We start from the raw sequence: 16,090 nt of genomic DNA, 5'->3' as shown, positions 1-16,090 counted from the left end.
TCCCGACCTACGGAGTCGTAGGTTACGGTTGCGTAGGAAAGGTATCCCTAACACCGGGAGGAACCGTCCATGGCTCCCACCGAGACCGTCTCCGAGTCCGCCGACCCTACGGTGAACTACCAGCCGGAAACCTCCTCCGCTTCAGCGGGGGAGCTGACCCCATTCGGCACCCACGTCGACGACGTACCTTCCACGGGTCGACGCGTCGTGCTGGCCCTGTTCATCGGGGTCCCGTTCCTCGCTCTGCTCGCTGCCATTCCGCTGGCCTGGATGGGCGGATTCCTCGGCTGGCTCGACATCGTGCTCGCCGTGGTGATGTACGCGATCGCCGGCCATGGCATCACCGTCGGCTACCACCGGCACTTCACCCACCGCTCGTTCAAGGCGAACCGTGGCCTGAAGATCGCCCTGGCCATCTCCGGCAGCATGGCTATCGAGATGCCAGTACTGCGGTGGGTCGCCGACCATCGGCGGCACCACAAATACGCGGACAAAGAAGGCGACCCGCATTCGCCCTGGCGATACGGAACCAGCGTTCCCGCGCTGATCAAGGGGATGTTTTTCGCCCACATGGGCTGGATGTTCGACGTCGAACGGACCGACCAGCGCAAGTACGTGCCGGACCTTCTGAACGACAAGGACATCCGCCGGGTCAGCAAACAGTTCCCCCTGTGGGTCGCCGTATCCATCCTCTTGCCGCCAGTCATCGGTGGACTGGTCACGTGGTCATGGCACGGCGCGCTCACCGCGTTCTTCTGGGCCACGCTCGTCCGCATCGCCCTGCTGCACCACGTCACTTGGTCGATCAACTCAATCTGCCATGCCCTCGGCGAACGGCCTTTCGAGAGCCGCGACAAGTCCGGCAACGTCTGGTGGCTGGCCGTGCTGTCGATGGGTGAGTCGTGGCACAACCTGCATCACGCCGACCCCACCAGCGCGAGGCATGGTGTCCTCAAGGGGCAGATCGACTCCACCGCGCGGATCATCTGGATCTTCGAGAAGTTCGGGTGGGCGTGGGATGTGCGATGGCCAAGCAAGGAGCGGATCGACGGCAAGCGGGTAGACGACTACGGCGGCGAGAAGACACTCATCGCGCCCTGACACCCGCTCGCCCAACACGCACCTACCGCTGACCTCCACCGCACGACAGGGGTGGCGGTCAGCACCGGGCCACGGCTGCGTCAGATGCCGAGGATGATGCGGGCGGTCAAGAAGTAGATGATCAGCCCGGTAGCGTCCACGAGGGTCGCCACCATGGGCGCTGACACAACAGCCGGGTCGATGCCGAGCTTCTTCGCGAGTAATGGCATACAACCGCCGACGATGGCCGCCCACGTACAGACCATCAGCAGCGACACCGCTACCACCATCGCCAGTTGGAAGTCGGCGAAGAAGGTGCCGATCCCGATGCCCACGATCGCCAGCAGAACTCCGAGCAGTGCCCCGACCCGAGCTTCCCGCCACAACACGATCGGCAGATCACGCGGCCGGATATCCCCGAGCGCCAGCGCACGCACAACCGACGTCGCCGACTGCGATCCGGTGTTTCCGCCCGTGCCGGTGATCATAGGAATGAACAATGCCAGTGCCGTCACCTCAGCGAGGTTGTCCTCGAAGAAGTCCAACACGTTGATGGTCATGATCGCGGCGATGAAGAGCAGCATCAGCCAGGGCGCCCGCCTGGTGGCCAGTATGCGGATCGTGGCCAGCAGGTAGAGCCCGGCCAACGGCTCCGACCCGGACTGGCGGTAGGCGTCCTCGGTATCGGCGGCCTCGATCAGCTCAACGGCGTCGTCGATGGTCAGGAGGCCAAGTAGGCGATCTTCGCTGTCGACGATGGGCAGGTCCAGCAGGTTCGCATCCCGCATCAGCCGGGCGGCGTACTCGGCATCGTCGGTGGCGCGAGCAGACACGTAGTCGGTCTCGGCGAGGTCTCCCATGAGGTGATCGGTGGGTGCGGTGACCAGGTCACGTAGGGAGGCGACCCCGATCAGGCGGCGGCCGTCGTCGACGACGGCCAGCGTATAGACCGTCTCGGCCGCGGCACCCTTCGTACGGACCACGTCCAGGGCGTCGGCGACGGTGAGGGTCCGGTGCAGCGCGACAACCTGAGGGGTCATTCGCCGGCCGACGGAGTCCTCGGGATAGCCGAGGAGTGCCGCGGTCATCTGCCGCTCGTGCGGGCTGAGCCCGGCCAGCACTCGCTTGGCCACCTTCGCCGGGACCTCGTCGATCAGCCGTGCGCGGTCGTCTGGGTCCATACCTTCGACCAGTTCGCGGAACGCACGGTCACGGAGGCCGGCCAGGATCTCCTGCTGGTCGGCGGGGTCGAGTTCCTCGAATACCGCCAACGCCTTGCCCTTGTCGAGCAGCCGGAAGACCAGCGCCATACCGGCGGAATCCACCCGCGCCAACTCGTCCGCGATGGCGTGCGGCTGCTGAGCGCTCAACCATTCCTTCAGATAGGGCAGGTCCTGCTGCTTCAGCATGTCGATGAGCTCGTCGCTCACAATTCACCGCCTCGTCTTGATTCGTGATTCCGTGACGCACGAGATACCGCCAGCACACCACTCTTCCGCAACCGCGCCCGGATAGCGGCCCGCCACGGCGGGCGGGTAGGTGAATGGGGAGTGTCATCCGGCCTCGGTCCGCGCCGGCCCCGCGAGAGCCAACTGGCCCGATGTCGGTCTAGCACCCTGCGCGGGATGCCTGTTGCCGGATCTGTTGTCCAGGTGGTGGCTCGCATGGCGGCGGAAGACGTCGATGTCGGCACATCGGTCGACGACGACAACGCAGCGAGGCGCCGCCTTGGCGGCAGAGACGGTGACGAAGACCTCCCACGCAGCGGCACTAGGCCGCAGCGGGAGTGCGGCAGGTGCTGAGGCCGGGGGCGCAGCCGGTGCGGCGACTATGGTCGGGATCCGCATCGGCCAATGGTGATCGGCTTCGCATCGCCCCCACCTCCTCTCCGATCCGGCGAACAGCTCGGCGACGCCCTTGCGCTCGGCCGCGGGAATCCTCATACCGGCCGCAGCGTCCGAGGCCGCGTCTCACATGGTGGGAGATTCGGCGCCCAACGTCCGGGCAGTCAACCTTGCCCAGGGTACCGGCCAGCGGGCGACCCGGTCAAAGTACCCGACCAGCCATCATCCTGCCGGCGGAGCACCCCACCGGGCATGATGGGGCTGTGGAGACTGAGGATGGCCAGAAGCCACGAGGGACGGGCTCTCGGATACGGATGACCGGCAAGCAACGCCGCGAACAACTACTCGACATCAGCCGGTCGTTGTTCGCGGAGCGAGGCTTCGACGGTACCTCCATCGAGGAGATCGCAGCCCGGGCCCGGGTATCGAAGCCGGTGGTCTATGAACACTTCGGCGGCAAGGAGGGTATCTACGCGGTGGTGGTCGACCGCGAGATGGAACGCTTGCTGAACAGCATCACCACCGCCCTGGAATCGGCGAGTCACCCCCGGGTGCTACTCGAACGTGCGGCTCTCGCGTTGCTCGACTACATCGAGGCCTCCACCGACGGCTTCCGGATCCTCGTCCGCGACTCGCCCGTGACGCAGCCGATCGGGGGCTTCTCCAGCCTCATCTCCGACGCTGCGAGCCAGGTGGAGTATCTCCTGGCCGCGGAGTTCGCCGCACGTGGGCTCGACACCGAGCATGCACCGATGTATGCCCAGATGCTGGTGGGTATGGTGGCGTTGACCGGCCAATGGTGGCTGGACGTCCGCAGCCCCGACAAGTCCGAGGTGGCGGCGCACCTGGTCAACTTGGCGTGGAACGGGTTTGCCGGACTCGAGCCCGCGCCCGGCCTCAACGGCCTCGAGCGCCTCGGCGGGCCCAGGGATGTTCCGGCACTACCAGCCGATGAGTGAGAAGCGGGCACCGGGATGATCTCGGGCCATGCATGCGGTTCATGCCGCTCATCGGCGAGCGACGGCGAAGATTCGGCGATAAGGCAGCACGGTCCCGTGCTGGCCCTTTGGGTAGGCGCCGTGCAGTCGAGCACGGAACTGCTCGATGAACTCATCGCGCGCCGTGTCGTCGAGTTGGGCCAACACCGGCCGTAGGGCCGAGCCGCGCAACCATTCGAGGACGTCGTCCGGCCCATCGAGTTGGTGGTAGTACGTGCTCTCCCACACCTCGGCGTCCAGGCCGAGGTCCAACAGCGCTGCCAGGTAGGCCAGGGGCGGGTGGGCGGCTGGCCAGGTCACCTCGAGCAGCCCCGACCACCGCGCCGTGCCGGCGAGGTCACGCAGTTCGACATGGCTCGGCTCGTCGAAGTTCGCCGGCAACTGGAAGGCCAGCCAGCCGGTCGGAGAGAGGAATGAGACTAGGCGCGACAGCAACTCGAGGTGGCCAGGCACCCATTGGAGTGTGGCGTTGCTCATCAACACGTCGAGCGGCCGGCCAGGTTCCCACGTCCGGAGGTCGGCTTCGACGAACTCCACGCCCGTGTGTTGCCGGGCCCGTTCGATCATTTCCGGCGACGAGTCGACACCGACGATATGCGCCTGCGGCCAGCGCTGGGCCAACCCGGCGGTCAATTCACCTGGCCCGCAGCCGAGGTCCACGACCTCGCGGGGCTCCACCGCACCCACCTGCGCCACAAGATCGCGAAACGGGCGACCGCGCTGGTCGCCGTAGATCAGATACTGCTGCGGGTCCCACATCACGACGCCCTCTCTCACCCTTTATCGCAGGGTGCAAGCTCCATGACGCCGTCGGTCCTGGGTCGACGTGCCCTCCCGCACGAACGCTGACGGGCACTCCGCGTAGAGCTTGTGCATGGGAGCGGCAGGTGACGCAGTGTCGTGCGCAAGACTTTTATCTTGGCGTCAAGATATATACTTTCAAGCTATTCCCTTGAAGTCAAGATTCTTGATGCGTACAGTTGCCGCTGTGACGACCGACGAGGTGGATAGGCTCGTCGAGGCCTGGCGTCGCGAGCGCCCTGACCTCGACGTCAGCCCGATGGAGGTACTCTCGCGCGTCACCCGTCTGGCGCGTTACATGGACCGGGCTCGCCGGGCCGCATTCGCCGCCCATGGGCTGGAGCCATGGGAGTTCGACGTACTCGCGGCGCTGCGCCGATCCGGCCCTCCATACGAGCTGTCACCCGGAACACTGCTCGCACAAACCCTGGTCACCAGCGGCACCATGACGGCCCGGGTCGACAAACTCACCGCCCGCGGGCTGGTCACCCGCCGGCGCGACGACCACGATCGCCGGGCCGTCCAGGTTGCACTCACCACACAGGGGCGGACGGCTGTGGACGCCGCACTCGAGGGACTACTCGCGCATGAGCGAGACATCTTGGCCGGCCTCCCCCACCAGGACAGAGCCGCCTTGGCCGCCCTGCTACGCGCCGTCGTCCTGCCGTTCGAGGAGCACTAAGCACCAGCTGGAGCCTAATCAGGCGTCCGGGTCTCCCCCCATCACGGCGCGGACTGTGCGCACCGCTCGACGGCCGACCACTATCACCCCGACTCCGACGACACCCAGCAGCGCACCGGCCGCCACTCCCACCGCCCGGGCCTGCCCGGCCGATGGGCTCAACTCCACCCCACCGGCCGCACCACGCCCACCGCTGTGCCGAGCACCACCCACCAGAGGACCACCATCGCCGGACCTGGACCCATCGGAAACGTCGTCACCGGTGCCGGCAGAACGCTCATCCGCCTCCAGATGATCGATGGCGCTCTCGGCGGTGAGCGCGGCCAACACCATGAGCAGCCGGGTGACGACGTAGATCCAGAGGATGATCACCACCGGCGTAGCGAACGCGCCGTAGGCGTTCGCCATGCCAGCACCCACCACGTACTCGACCAGGAAGGTTTTGAGGACCTCGAAGACCAATGCACCGAACAGCGCGGTCAGGGCCTGCTGTCGCATCGGCACCGCGATCCTGGGCAACCCGGCCAACAAGTAGGCGAACAACACGGCGTTCACCCCCACCGACACCACCCAGCTGAACACCTCGAGCAGCCCGGCGGCGCCGCCGCCGTCGATGCCGAGCCAATCGAGCACGGTCTCGGCCATCCGCCGGACCACGACGCTCGTCGCCCATGAGGCGGCCAACAGCAGACCGAGCCCGACGAGGGCCGCCAGGTCAAGGAGTTTACGGACGACGACGTTGCCCGGCTGGTCGTCCATCCCCCACATCGACCGAACGGCAGCCCGGACGGAATCCACCCAGCGCAAGCCCGCGAAGATGAGGAACACCGCACTGATGGCACCGATCGCGCCCGCGTTCTGATAGAACCGACCGACGTTGAGACCGAGATCGGGGAAGTTGTCGTTCACCAGCTCCTGCACCGTCGCGATGCCTTGGGTGCCGGAGACCCGGCTGGCTACCGACGCCGCGAGCAGGATCAGCGGAAACAACGAGCTGAACCCGTAGAAGCTCGCCGCGCCAGCCAGCCGGTCTCCCCGAAGGTCGCCGTAACGTTTCCAGGCCCGCACCGGGAGAGTGGGTTGCAGTCGGTGCCACAGAGCTTCGCCCCAGTGCCGCGCCGACTGCAGCAGCGCCTTCACTCCGGCCGGCTCCTCGCCCCCGGCCTGTCTCCACCTCCGTCACCACCGCTCGGGGCGTCGGGCCGCGCCCCCACCCCAGGATGCCCACTGGTCAGCCGACGAGCGGCCTCCAGCCGGCGCTCCCCGCCCCTGCGTTCGGCGAGAACGTCCCCATCGGGCGCCAGATGAAAGTCTCGTTCCCGCCGCCAGAACCCGTCAGCGCCGTGTTCGTACAGGCTGAAGGCTATGGCGTCGAAGACGGCCTCGTACCCGGCAAGGGTCTTGAACGCGTTTCTCATCGCCTCGTCGGGCAGGTAATGCGCCACCGTGACGTGCGGGTGGTAGGGAAAAGAGAGTTCGACGGGTAACGGGCCGGTGCGGATGGCCATAGACAGCCGTTCACACGCGGAGATTCCTTCCGCCAGCGCGACGAACACCACCGGCGATACCGGCATGAAGGTCGCCGTGCCCCGCAGGTGCACTCGGAAACGTGGGAAGCTCGCAGCCACCGCGGCCAGATGTTCCTGGACCTGGACGTAATGGTGATCCGATCCGTCTTTGATCTCGGTAGGTGGTACGAGCGTGATATGTGACGGGATAGCGTCGGCCAGTGGGTCACCAAACGAGCGCCGCCAGTCTTGCAACTCGCTGCCGTATGGCTCCGGAATGGGCAGAGCAACGCCGATGGTGCGGCAGTGATTCTCCCCTTCGATGGTCACCGTCTCACCGCGCCGTCGCTGGCTCGAGGAACCCAACCTTGCGGTATACGTCGTGCAGTGTTGGGGCCGACACCTCGCGGGCTTTGGCCGCACCCTTGGCCAGCAGGGCGTCGAGCTCCGCAGGATCGTCGAGGAGCTCGCGGACCCGCTCCTGGAATGGGATCACGATGTCCATCACCGCCGACGTGACCTCCTTCTTCAGATCACCGTACCCACGCCCATCGAAATCTTGCTCGATCTGAGCGACCGGCCGTCCGCTCATGGCGGACAGGATCGTCATCAGGTTGGTGACGCCAGGCTTGTTTTCCCGGTCGGCCACGATGTCCCGGCCGGTGTCGGTCACCGCGCTCTTGATCCGCTTCTCGATGGTTTTGGGATCGTCGAGCATCTCCACGAGGCCGGATCCTGCCACACTCTTGCTCATCTTCGCGGTGGGATCCTGCAAATCGTAGATCTTCGCGGTGGTTTCCGGGATGTAAGGCTCCGGGAGAGTGAAGGTGGCGCCGAACCGCGAGTTGAATCGTCCGCCGAGATCTCGAGTCAGTTCGATATGTTGACGCTGATCCTCGCCGACCGGGACTTGGTCGGCCTGGTAGAGCAAGATGTCCGCGGCCTGCAGCACCGGATAGGTAAACAGACCCACGGTGGTGGCCTCGGCGCCCTGCCGGGAGGATTTGTCCTTGAACTGGGTCATCCGGCTCGCCTCGCCGAATCCCGTGATGCAGCTGAGTACCCAGGCGAGTTGAGCATGCTCGGGCACGTGGCTCTGCACGAACAGCGTGCTCCGCTCTGGATCGACGCCCCCGGCGATGTACTGGGCGGCCGTGACCCGGGTACGTTCGCGCAGCTGAGCCGGGTCATGACCTGCCGTGATCGCGTGTAGGTCGACGACGCAGTAGAACGCGTCGTAGTCGCCTTGCATGGCCGCCCACTGTCGGAGTGCACCCAGATAGTTGCCGAGATGCAGGGATGCGTTGGTGGGCTGCATGCCGGATAACACGCGCGGGCGACGTTTCGTGGTCATGCTGCCTATTCTGGCAGCATCCGGCGTTCCGTGAATGATGAGTGTGCCGCACACTTGTGTGCCAACGGATACGACGGATCGAGGAGCCGATGACCAACCACCCCCGCGCCGGTCAGCCGGCTGGAGCCACCGACCTCATCGATGTCGCTCAGGTCGTCGTCGCCTACTACACCCGCCACCCGGATCCGGCCGAACCTGGACAACGCGTCGCGTTCGGCACATCGGGGCATCGTGGCGCGGCTGCCGACACCGCGTTCAACGACGACCACATCGCCGCCACCACGCAGGCTATCTGCGACTACCGCGCCAGAAACGGTATCGTCGGACCGCTGTTCCTCGGCAAAGACACACACGCGTTGTCCGAACCGGCGTGGGCCACGGCCGTCGAAGTCTTCTCGGCGAACGACGTCATGCTGCTGACCGACGCTGGCGGCCGGTACACCCCCACACCGGCGGTGTCACACGCCATCCTGCGGCACAACGCCGAGCGTTCGTACGGTCCCGCCTATGGGGCCGACGGCGTCGTCGTCACTCCGTCACACAATCCGCCGTCCGACGGCGGGTTCAAGTACAACCCACCCGATGGGGGCCCGGCGGGGTCCGACATCACGAGCTGGATTCAGGACGCGGCGAACCGCTACCTCGAAGCCAACCTGGCCGGTGTCCGGCGGATTCCGCTGACCCGCGCGCTGTCCGCGGAGACGACGTCCACCTTCGACTTCCTCGGACACTACGTCGACGACCTTCCTTCTGTGATCGACATCGACGCGATCCGTTCGGCCGGAATCCGCATCGGCGCCGATCCGCTTGGCGGCGCCTCAGTCGACTATTGGGCGGCGATCGCCGACCGGCACGATTTGAACCTTCAGGTGGTCAACCCACTCGTCGACCCCACCTGGCGGTTCATGACGCTGGACTGGGACGGCAAGATCCGGATGGATTGCTCCTCTCCGTCGGCGATGGCCGCTTTGATCGGCAGGATGCGTGACACCGCCAATTTCGACGTCGCCACGGGGAACGACGCCGATGCCGACCGGCACGGAATCGTCACTCCGGACGCTGGCTTGATGAACCCCAACCACTTTCTCGCGGTCGCCATCGAGTACCTCTTTAACAACCGGGTCGACTGGCCTGCCTCAGCCGGAATAGGTAAAACTCTGGTCAGCTCGTCGATGATCGACCGGGTAGCGGCGTCCCTCGGGCGGCCCTTGGTGGAGGTGCCGGTCGGCTTCAAATGGTTCGTCCCGGGATTACTCGATGCCTCGGTCGGTTTCGGCGGCGAGGAATCGGCCGGGGCCTCGTTCCTTCGCCGTGACGGTCGCACCTGGACCACGGACAAGGACGGGATCATCGCATGCCTGCTGGCCGCCGAGATCCTCGCCGTTACTGGAGACTCACCGAGCCGGCGGTACCAGCAGCTGGTCGAGCGGCACGGCGCGCCCGTCTACGCCCGGGTCGACGCACCCGCTACCCGCGAGCAGAAAACCGCTCTGGCCAGCTTGTCACCTGACCAGGTGACGGCCACCGAACTGGCCGGCGAGCCGATCACGGAGAAACTCACCCGCGCACCCGGCAACGACGCGTCGATCGGTGGCCTGAAGGTCGTCACCGAGTCCGGCTGGTTCGCCGCGCGGCCGTCCGGCACCGAGGACGTTTACAAGATCTATGCGGAGAGTTTCCACGGTGCCGATCACCTGCGGCAGGTCCAGGACGAGGCCCGCGCCGTCGTCGACTCCGTCCTGTCTACCTAGTGCACCGGAGTTCCGCGCCTGATTGATGGTCGTCGGTACAGCGACGCCGACCTGGCTACCTCGGCCCTAACTGCGGTCGCTCGCTCGAAAACCACCCGCCATGTGAAGCCTCTACCCCTGTCAGATATTGTTTGATTATGATTTGAATTGTTCGATCCTGGGAGAGGTAGCCGATCTGCATCTCCCACCACCACGACGCGACATATATCGGGAGCTACGGGCATGGACGACCTACGGTGAAACGGACCCGCACCCAGCTGGCGGACGGCCGGGAACTCTTCTACTTCGACCACAACGACCGCCCAGTCCGAACGCTGACCGACCCCCGGCCGTTGCCTTCGGTCAGCACCACCTCGCAGATGCGCCATGATCCGCTCCTCGACGAATGGGTCGTCATGGCTTCGCATCGACAGCAACGCACCCACCTGCCGCCGGCTGACCGCTGCCCGCTGTGCCCGTCCCGCGACGGCAAACAGACCGAAATCCCCAGTGCCGACTACGACGTCGTGGTGTTCGAGAACCGCTTCCCCAGCCTCTCGACCATGGCCACCACCACGCCCGCCGGCAGCCCACTCGTCCCCGCCCGGCCCGCGACCGGCCGCTGCGAGGTGGTCTGCTTCAGCAGCCGACACGACGCCTCATTCGCCACGCTGGCGCCGGCGCAAGCCCGGCTGGTGGTCGACGCATGGGCCGACCGCACCCGTGAGCTGTCCGGCCTACCTGGCGTCGAACAGGTCTTCTGCTTCGAGAACCGCGGAGAGGAGATCGGCGTGACACTCTCCCACCCACACGGCCAGATCTACGCCTACCCATTCGTCACTCCGCGGACCAGCCGCATGCTGGCGGTGGCCGGCCGGCACACCAGCAACCAGCGCGGCGATCTGTTCGCCGACGTCCTCGCCGAGGAACGCGCCGGTCCGAGGGTGGTGGTCGAGTCCGAGCACTGGACCGCCTTCGTCCCAGCGGCGGCGCGGTGGCCGGTTGAGGTCCACATGTTCCCGCACCGCCAAGTGCCGGACATCCCCGCCTTGAGCGATGCCGAACGCGACGATTTCGTCCACGTCTATCTCGACGTACTCCGCCGGTTCGACGCGTTGTACTCCGCGCCGCTGCCCTACATCGCGGCCTGGCAGCAGGCCCCAGTGCGTGTCGGCCGCGATCAGGCCTACCTCCACCTCCAGCTCTTCTCGATCCGGCGGGCCGCGGACAAGTTGAAGTACCTCGCCGGCTCCGAATCAGCTATGGGAGCATTCATCACCGACGTCCTCCCGGAGGAGGTCGCCGAGCGGTTGCGACGGGCCGAGCCGTCGTCGGCCCTACCGGAAGGAGAACGGTGAGATTACTCGTCACCGGCGGAGCCGGATACATCGGCTCGGTGGTCAGCGCCCAGCTGCTGGCCAACGGACACGATGTCGTCGTGCTTGACGATCTCTCCACCGGCCACGCCGACGCGGTCCCCAGCGCAGCCACCTTCGTCGAGGGCGACCTCCGGCGGGCCGGCGACCTTCTCGGCGGGGGTTTCGACGGTGTGCTCCATTTCGCGGCGAAGTCGTTGGTCGGCGAATCAGTCACGCGACCTGAGCTGTACTGGCGGAACAACGTCGTCCGCACGCTGGATCTGTTGGAGGCGATGCGCCGCCACGACGTACGACGATTGGTGTTCTCGTCGACGGCGGCCACCTACGGCGAACCCAGCGTCACACCGATCCGCGAGGACACACCCGCGGTGCCCATCAACCCCTATGGGCAGAGCAAGCTGGCCATCGACCATGCCATCGCCGGCGAGGCCGTTGCCCATGGGTTGAACGCGGTCAGCCTGCGGTATTTCAACGTGGGCGGCGCCCTCGCGCGGTTCGGCGAACGGCACGCCCCGGAGACCCACCTCATCCCCAACGTCCTCGCCGTTCCGGCCGGTCATCGTGCCGCCGTCGATGTCTTTGGCACCGACTACCCCACCCGCGACGGCACAGCGGTCCGTGACTACCTGCATGTCGAGGACTTAGGGAGAGCACACCTGCTGGCCCTGGATTGGACCGGGCAGCGCTCCGCCGCGGGCACCCATCGGATCTACAACCTCGGCACCGGCACCGGCTACACGGTGCGCGAGGTGATCGACGCGGTCCGGCGCACTACCGGCCACGCCGTGCCGGCCGTCGACCGCGACCGCCGGCCAGGCGACCCCGCGGTGCTCGTCGCCGCCGCGGACCGGATCGAGGCCGAACTCGGCTGGCGGGCCGAACACGATCTCGATCGTATCGTCGCCGATGCCTGGGCGTTCGTGAGCGGAGCTCGGCCGTGAGTTCCCATCCGGACACTGTGGTGGCGTCGGCGCCGGGACGCGTCAACCTGATCGGCGAGCACACCGACTACAACGGCGGGCTGGCCCTGCCGATGGCCATCGCCCAGCGGGTCACGGTCACGCTGCGCCCACGTCGGGACCGTATCGTGGGGGTCACGTCGGCGGCCCCGGGGATGTCGCCCGCCGAGTTCCCGGTCGACTCCGAACCGGGCCAGGTCGACGGTTGGGCCGTGCACGTGGCCGGCGTGTTCTGGGCGTTGCGTACGGCCGGTCGGGTCGTGCCCGGCGCCGACGTCGAGATCAAGAGCGACGTTCCCGTTGGGGCCGGCCTCTCGTCGTCACATGCCCTGGAATGTGCGCTGCTGGTAGCGCTGGACCGCCAGGCCGACCTCGGCCTCGACCGCACCGATATCGCCAGGCTCGCCCAACGCGCCGAGAACGGCTACGTAGGCGCACCCACGGGGTTGATGGACCAGATGGCGGCTATGTATGGGCAGGAGGGGTGCGCCATTCTTTTCGACGCCGATCAGGTCAGCGCCGACCCCATCCCGTGCGACCTCCCGGCGGCCGGGTTGGCCCTGTTGGTCGTCGACACGAAAGCACCCCACCGGCATGCCGACGGTGAATACGGAGCACGGCGACACAGCTGTGAGGCCGCAGCACGCACGCTGGGTGTGTCGTCACTGCGCGCCGTGCAGGCCGATCCAGTCGAGGGGGTGCTCACCCAGCTCGAAGACGAGATCACCCAGCGCCGGGTCCGGCACGTGCTCACGGAGAACAACCGGGTGCTCGATACCGTCCGGCTGCTTCGCGCCGGGCGGATCCGCGACATTGGGGCGTTGCTGACCGCGTCACACGTATCGCTCCGCGACGACTACGAGGTCACCGTGGCGCAGTTGGACGTCGCCGTCGACGCGGCACTCGCGGCCGGTGCGCTGGGTGCGCGGATGACCGGCGGCGGGTTCGGCGGTTCGATCATCGCGCTGGTCGACGCCGAGCGGACGGCACCGGTGACCGATCGGATCCGGGCCGAATTTGCCGCCCGGGGCTTCACCGCACCACAGGCCTTCACCGCCGTGCCATCGGCAGGTGCCGGCGTCGATCAATGATCGGATGCCGGCTCGTGGGACCTGACAACGTCGGCGCGGGCGCTGCTCGCGCCAAGTAGCTTGCACAGGGCCACACATACGGTTAGGCTCCCCTAAGTTAGCGTCGCCTATACTGAGCAGTGCCATAGAGCATCAACGGGGACCTCATGACGATCACCGCCGCACCTGCGGACACGCGCGTACCGGGCCGCACCACCCGCTCCGACCCGACCGCGCCACCGTGGCGCCCGTTCCGGGTGGTCGTCGCCCGGCGACAGCAGCTCAGCCCGTCGTTCCTGCGCATCACCTTCACCGGCGACGACCTCGACGAGTTCGGCCACGACGGCCCGGACCAACGCATCAAGCTCTACATTCCACGCGCTGGCCACACCGTCCCGGACCTTTCCCCAACCGACTGGTATACCCAGTATCGTGCGACCGACCCGGCCCAGCGCGGTTTCATCCGCACCTACACCATCCGGGCGGTCCGGACGCAGCTCAGGGAACTCGACGTCGACTTCGTCCTGCATGACGCCGGCAACGATCACTCCGGCCCAGCCGCGTCGTGGGCGGCCAACGCGAACGTCGGCGACGAACTCGCGGTGATCGGTCCCAACCGCGTCTTCCCGGGAGACTGCCGGGGACACGAGTGGCACCCGCCGTTCAGCGTCCGCGACGTCCTGATCGCCGGAGACGAGACCGCCGTGCCCGCTATCGCCGGTATTCTTCACCAACTCCGCGACGCCGGCTCCACCTCACGCGTCCGGGTCCTACTGGAGGTGCCCGGGCCCGACGACGTTCTGCCGCTGCCGGCGCCGGAGCACGCCACCGTGACGTGGCTGCCTCGCCGCCGCCCCGACGGCATGGTCGCTCCTCACGGGCACCTCCTGGTCGATGCGGTGCGGAACACCGATCTCCACCCGGCTCCCTCCAGCGGTGCCGATCTCTCCACGGTGGACACCGTCGACATCGACCTGGAGATCCTCTGGGAGGTGGCCGCCAGTGCAACCAGCCCCGTCTACGCGTGGGTGGCCGGTGAGGCCGGCGCGGTTAAGGCGATCCGGCGCCACCTGGTCAGCGAACGCGGCATCGACAAGTCCGCCGTCACGTTCATGGGGTACTGGCGGCTCGGCCGCGCCCTCGACTGACGCCGCCACGGACGCGGTGACCGCGACACACCCCACGGGGTCACGTCACTGCCGTACACCTACCGCCGACGGAACATCAGGTCCGGGTAGTCGACGTCAACCTCTTCAATATCGACGTCGAACCCGGCGCCGTCGTGATCTCCGCCGATGTCTCGCAGGCTCACGCAGATGCCGGTAGTGCGGTCGACCATCACCCGGTGTGCGTCGGCCGGCGCCGGCAACGGTTCCGGCAACGGGCCTCCTTCCTCTCTGAGCAACGCGATGGTTACGTCGCTGAACAGAAGCGCACAACAGGTGCAACGCGGGTTGTAGGTCCGCGCGGACCGAACGGTGGCTACGAGTGTCGGCCGGCCGCGCCGCTGGGTCTCGGCCAGGTCCAGGATGTCGACTCCGGCCGGCTGCTCCGCGCCGGTTTCCACCGGCCCATCCGGCTCCATGCCGTCAGCGAGTTCGACGGGATCCAGCATGGCCACCCAGACGTAGTTCTCGTACATCGGATCGTCGAACACCACTGTGAAGTCATCGGGTCGACGCGCTACGAGCCCGTCCGGCCGCCAATCCGGCTGTGGCGCGAGGGGATCCCGCGGTGTCCGGAACACCGGTTGCGGCGGCTGCTTTGGGTTACGGCCCAAAAGCCGGTTGACGGCGCGACGTGGACCTGACTCCTCTACCACCGTTATGTAGCCCCGGCCGCGGCCAACCTCCGATGTTTCGTCCACGAAATACGGCTCGTGCCCGGGCTGCTCCACCCGCATAAGACCGGGCCGCCGGATCCACGCGCGGACTTGCGCGTCGTCATCACCGCCGACCATGGTGCGGGTCAGCCGAACCGACGACCACAACCACGGCGACGAACGCGTCAGCGCTCGCCACGTTTCCACATCGATCACATGTGCGACGCTACTCGCCGGGATCACCACATGCGACTGGGTTTCCAGCCGCAGGCGCCCGGGGGCGCCCGATCCCTGTGCGACCTAGCGCACTTCGCTACCGCCAGATGGTGTTAAGCGCCGGATTCGGGCGTTAACGCCATCTGGCGGTAGCGAAGTCCGGGACAGGGCGGCACGGTCTTGACCACAGCGGCACGGTCTTGACCACAGCGGCACGGTCTTGACCACAGCGGCACGGTCTTGACCACAAGGGAACCGTGTTGATTGCCAGGACGGCCACAAGGAGGCTTACTGCGGCCTCCGCCCCGACACAAGGACGCTTACTGTCGCCAGAGCGACCACAAGGACGCTTACTGTCGCCAGAGCGACCACAAGGACGCTTACTGTCGCCAGAGCGACCACAAGGAGGCTTACTGCACCCACCCGCGCGCCGTAAGGAAGCTTATTGTGCCCAGCACCGAGGGGTATCGCCCCGGGGACGCAGCCGACGATCAGATGCACGACCCGTTCCGCAAGGCGCTGTCCTGTTTCGGGACATCGCTGACAGTTGATGTCTCGGGACATCGCTGACACCTGAATTGTTGTGGACTGTGTGTTCATGACGGGGAGAGTGGCAGCGATGGATATCAGGATGGCCGCGGCGTTGG

15 protein-coding genes are annotated in these 16,090 nt (G+C 66.7%); 8 read left to right on the top strand and 7 right to left on the bottom strand.

From position 1 onward, the window contains the following. Nucleotides 1-69: 69 nt before the first annotated feature. Complete coding sequence (locus tag G8760_RS23915) at nt 70-1,101, top strand: acyl-CoA desaturase (protein WP_166355360.1); 1,032 nt, start codon at nt 70-72, stop codon at nt 1,099-1,101. 80 nt (nt 1,102-1,181) lie between these two features. On the opposite strand, the gene mgtE is transcribed toward G8760_RS23915, so the two are convergent. Together mgtE and G8760_RS23905 are read right to left on the bottom strand one after the other, a co-directional pair. Next, a complete protein-coding gene (gene mgtE, locus G8760_RS23910) occupies nt 1,182-2,513 on the bottom strand; it encodes a magnesium transporter (protein ID WP_343074457.1) in 1,332 nt (443 codons plus the stop codon). 120 nt (nt 2,514-2,633) lie between these two features. Then, nucleotides 2,634-2,927 carry a hypothetical protein gene (locus tag G8760_RS23905; protein ID WP_166355359.1) on the bottom strand — a complete coding sequence of 98 codons (294 nt, stop codon included), beginning with the start codon at nt 2,925-2,927 and terminating at the stop codon, nt 2,634-2,636. Between the two features lie 311 nt (nt 2,928-3,238). On the opposite strand from G8760_RS23905, the gene G8760_RS23900 reads away from it, so the two are divergent. Next, entirely contained in the window at nt 3,239-3,883 is a 645-nt protein-coding gene (locus G8760_RS23900) for a TetR/AcrR family transcriptional regulator (protein WP_166355358.1), read from the top strand. Between the two features lie 48 nt (nt 3,884-3,931). Here G8760_RS23900 and G8760_RS23895 read toward each other — a convergent pair whose 3' ends face one another. Beyond that, on the bottom strand, nt 3,932-4,699 hold the full coding sequence (locus G8760_RS23895; RefSeq protein WP_211199004.1) for a methyltransferase domain-containing protein: 768 nt from the start codon (nt 4,697-4,699) through the stop codon (nt 3,932-3,934). 211 nt (nt 4,700-4,910) lie between these two features. Here G8760_RS23895 and G8760_RS23890 point away from each other — a divergent pair, with 211 nt between their 5' ends. Then, a complete protein-coding gene (locus tag G8760_RS23890; protein WP_246222670.1) occupies nt 4,911-5,405 on the top strand; it encodes a MarR family winged helix-turn-helix transcriptional regulator in 495 nt (164 codons plus the stop codon). Nucleotides 5,406-5,423: 18 nt separating this feature from the next. Here G8760_RS23890 and G8760_RS23885 read toward each other — a convergent pair whose 3' ends face one another. Genes G8760_RS23885 through trpS form a run of 3 tightly spaced genes read right to left on the bottom strand, consistent with a single transcriptional unit; the run spans nt 5,424 to nt 8,267 of the window. Further along, entirely contained in the window at nt 5,424-6,545 is a 1,122-nt protein-coding gene (locus tag G8760_RS23885; RefSeq protein WP_166355356.1) for a YihY/virulence factor BrkB family protein, read from the bottom strand. Continuing rightward, nucleotides 6,542-7,243 carry a 2'-5' RNA ligase family protein gene (locus tag G8760_RS23880; protein WP_207782664.1) on the bottom strand — a complete coding sequence of 234 codons (702 nt, stop codon included), beginning with the start codon at nt 7,241-7,243 and terminating at the stop codon, nt 6,542-6,544. Before G8760_RS23880 ends, G8760_RS23885 begins: the two co-directional genes overlap by 4 nt. Nucleotides 7,244-7,247: 4 nt before the next feature. Continuing rightward, nucleotides 7,248-8,267, bottom strand: coding sequence for a tryptophan--tRNA ligase (gene trpS, locus G8760_RS23875; protein ID WP_166355355.1), 1,020 nt, complete (start codon nt 8,265-8,267; stop codon nt 7,248-7,250). 89 nt (nt 8,268-8,356) lie between these two features. Here trpS and pgm point away from each other — a divergent pair, with 89 nt between their 5' ends. The 5 genes from pgm (at nt 8,357) to G8760_RS23850 (ending at nt 14,553) form a co-directional block, all read left to right on the top strand. Continuing rightward, a complete protein-coding gene (gene pgm, locus G8760_RS23870) occupies nt 8,357-10,018 on the top strand; it encodes a phosphoglucomutase (alpha-D-glucose-1,6-bisphosphate-dependent) (RefSeq protein WP_166355354.1) in 1,662 nt (553 codons plus the stop codon). Nucleotides 10,019-10,254: 236 nt separating this feature from the next. Next, nucleotides 10,255-11,355, top strand: coding sequence for a galactose-1-phosphate uridylyltransferase (gene galT / locus G8760_RS23865; protein WP_166355353.1), 1,101 nt, complete (start codon nt 10,255-10,257; stop codon nt 11,353-11,355). After that, nucleotides 11,352-12,317: a UDP-glucose 4-epimerase GalE gene (gene galE, locus G8760_RS23860; protein ID WP_166355352.1), complete on the top strand. Its 966-nt coding sequence runs from the start codon at nt 11,352-11,354 to the stop codon at nt 12,315-12,317. Before galT ends, galE begins: the two co-directional genes overlap by 4 nt. After that, nucleotides 12,314-13,426 carry a galactokinase gene (gene galK, locus G8760_RS23855; RefSeq protein WP_207782663.1) on the top strand — a complete coding sequence of 371 codons (1,113 nt, stop codon included), beginning with the start codon at nt 12,314-12,316 and terminating at the stop codon, nt 13,424-13,426. Before galE ends, galK begins: the two co-directional genes overlap by 4 nt. 146 nt (nt 13,427-13,572) lie before the next feature. Next, nucleotides 13,573-14,553, top strand: coding sequence for a siderophore-interacting protein (locus G8760_RS23850; protein ID WP_166355351.1), 981 nt, complete (start codon nt 13,573-13,575; stop codon nt 14,551-14,553). Between the two features lie 59 nt (nt 14,554-14,612). Here G8760_RS23850 and G8760_RS23845 read toward each other — a convergent pair whose 3' ends face one another. Beyond that, complete coding sequence (locus tag G8760_RS23845; protein WP_166355350.1) at nt 14,613-15,443, bottom strand: hypothetical protein; 831 nt, start codon at nt 15,441-15,443, stop codon at nt 14,613-14,615. Nucleotides 15,444-16,090 lie beyond the last annotated feature (647 nt).

Source organism: Phytoactinopolyspora limicola (genome assembly GCF_011320225.1).
Taxonomy (GTDB): domain Bacteria; phylum Actinomycetota; class Actinomycetes; order Jiangellales; family Jiangellaceae; genus Phytoactinopolyspora; species Phytoactinopolyspora limicola.
This window is presented reverse-complemented; position numbering and strand designations above follow the sequence as displayed.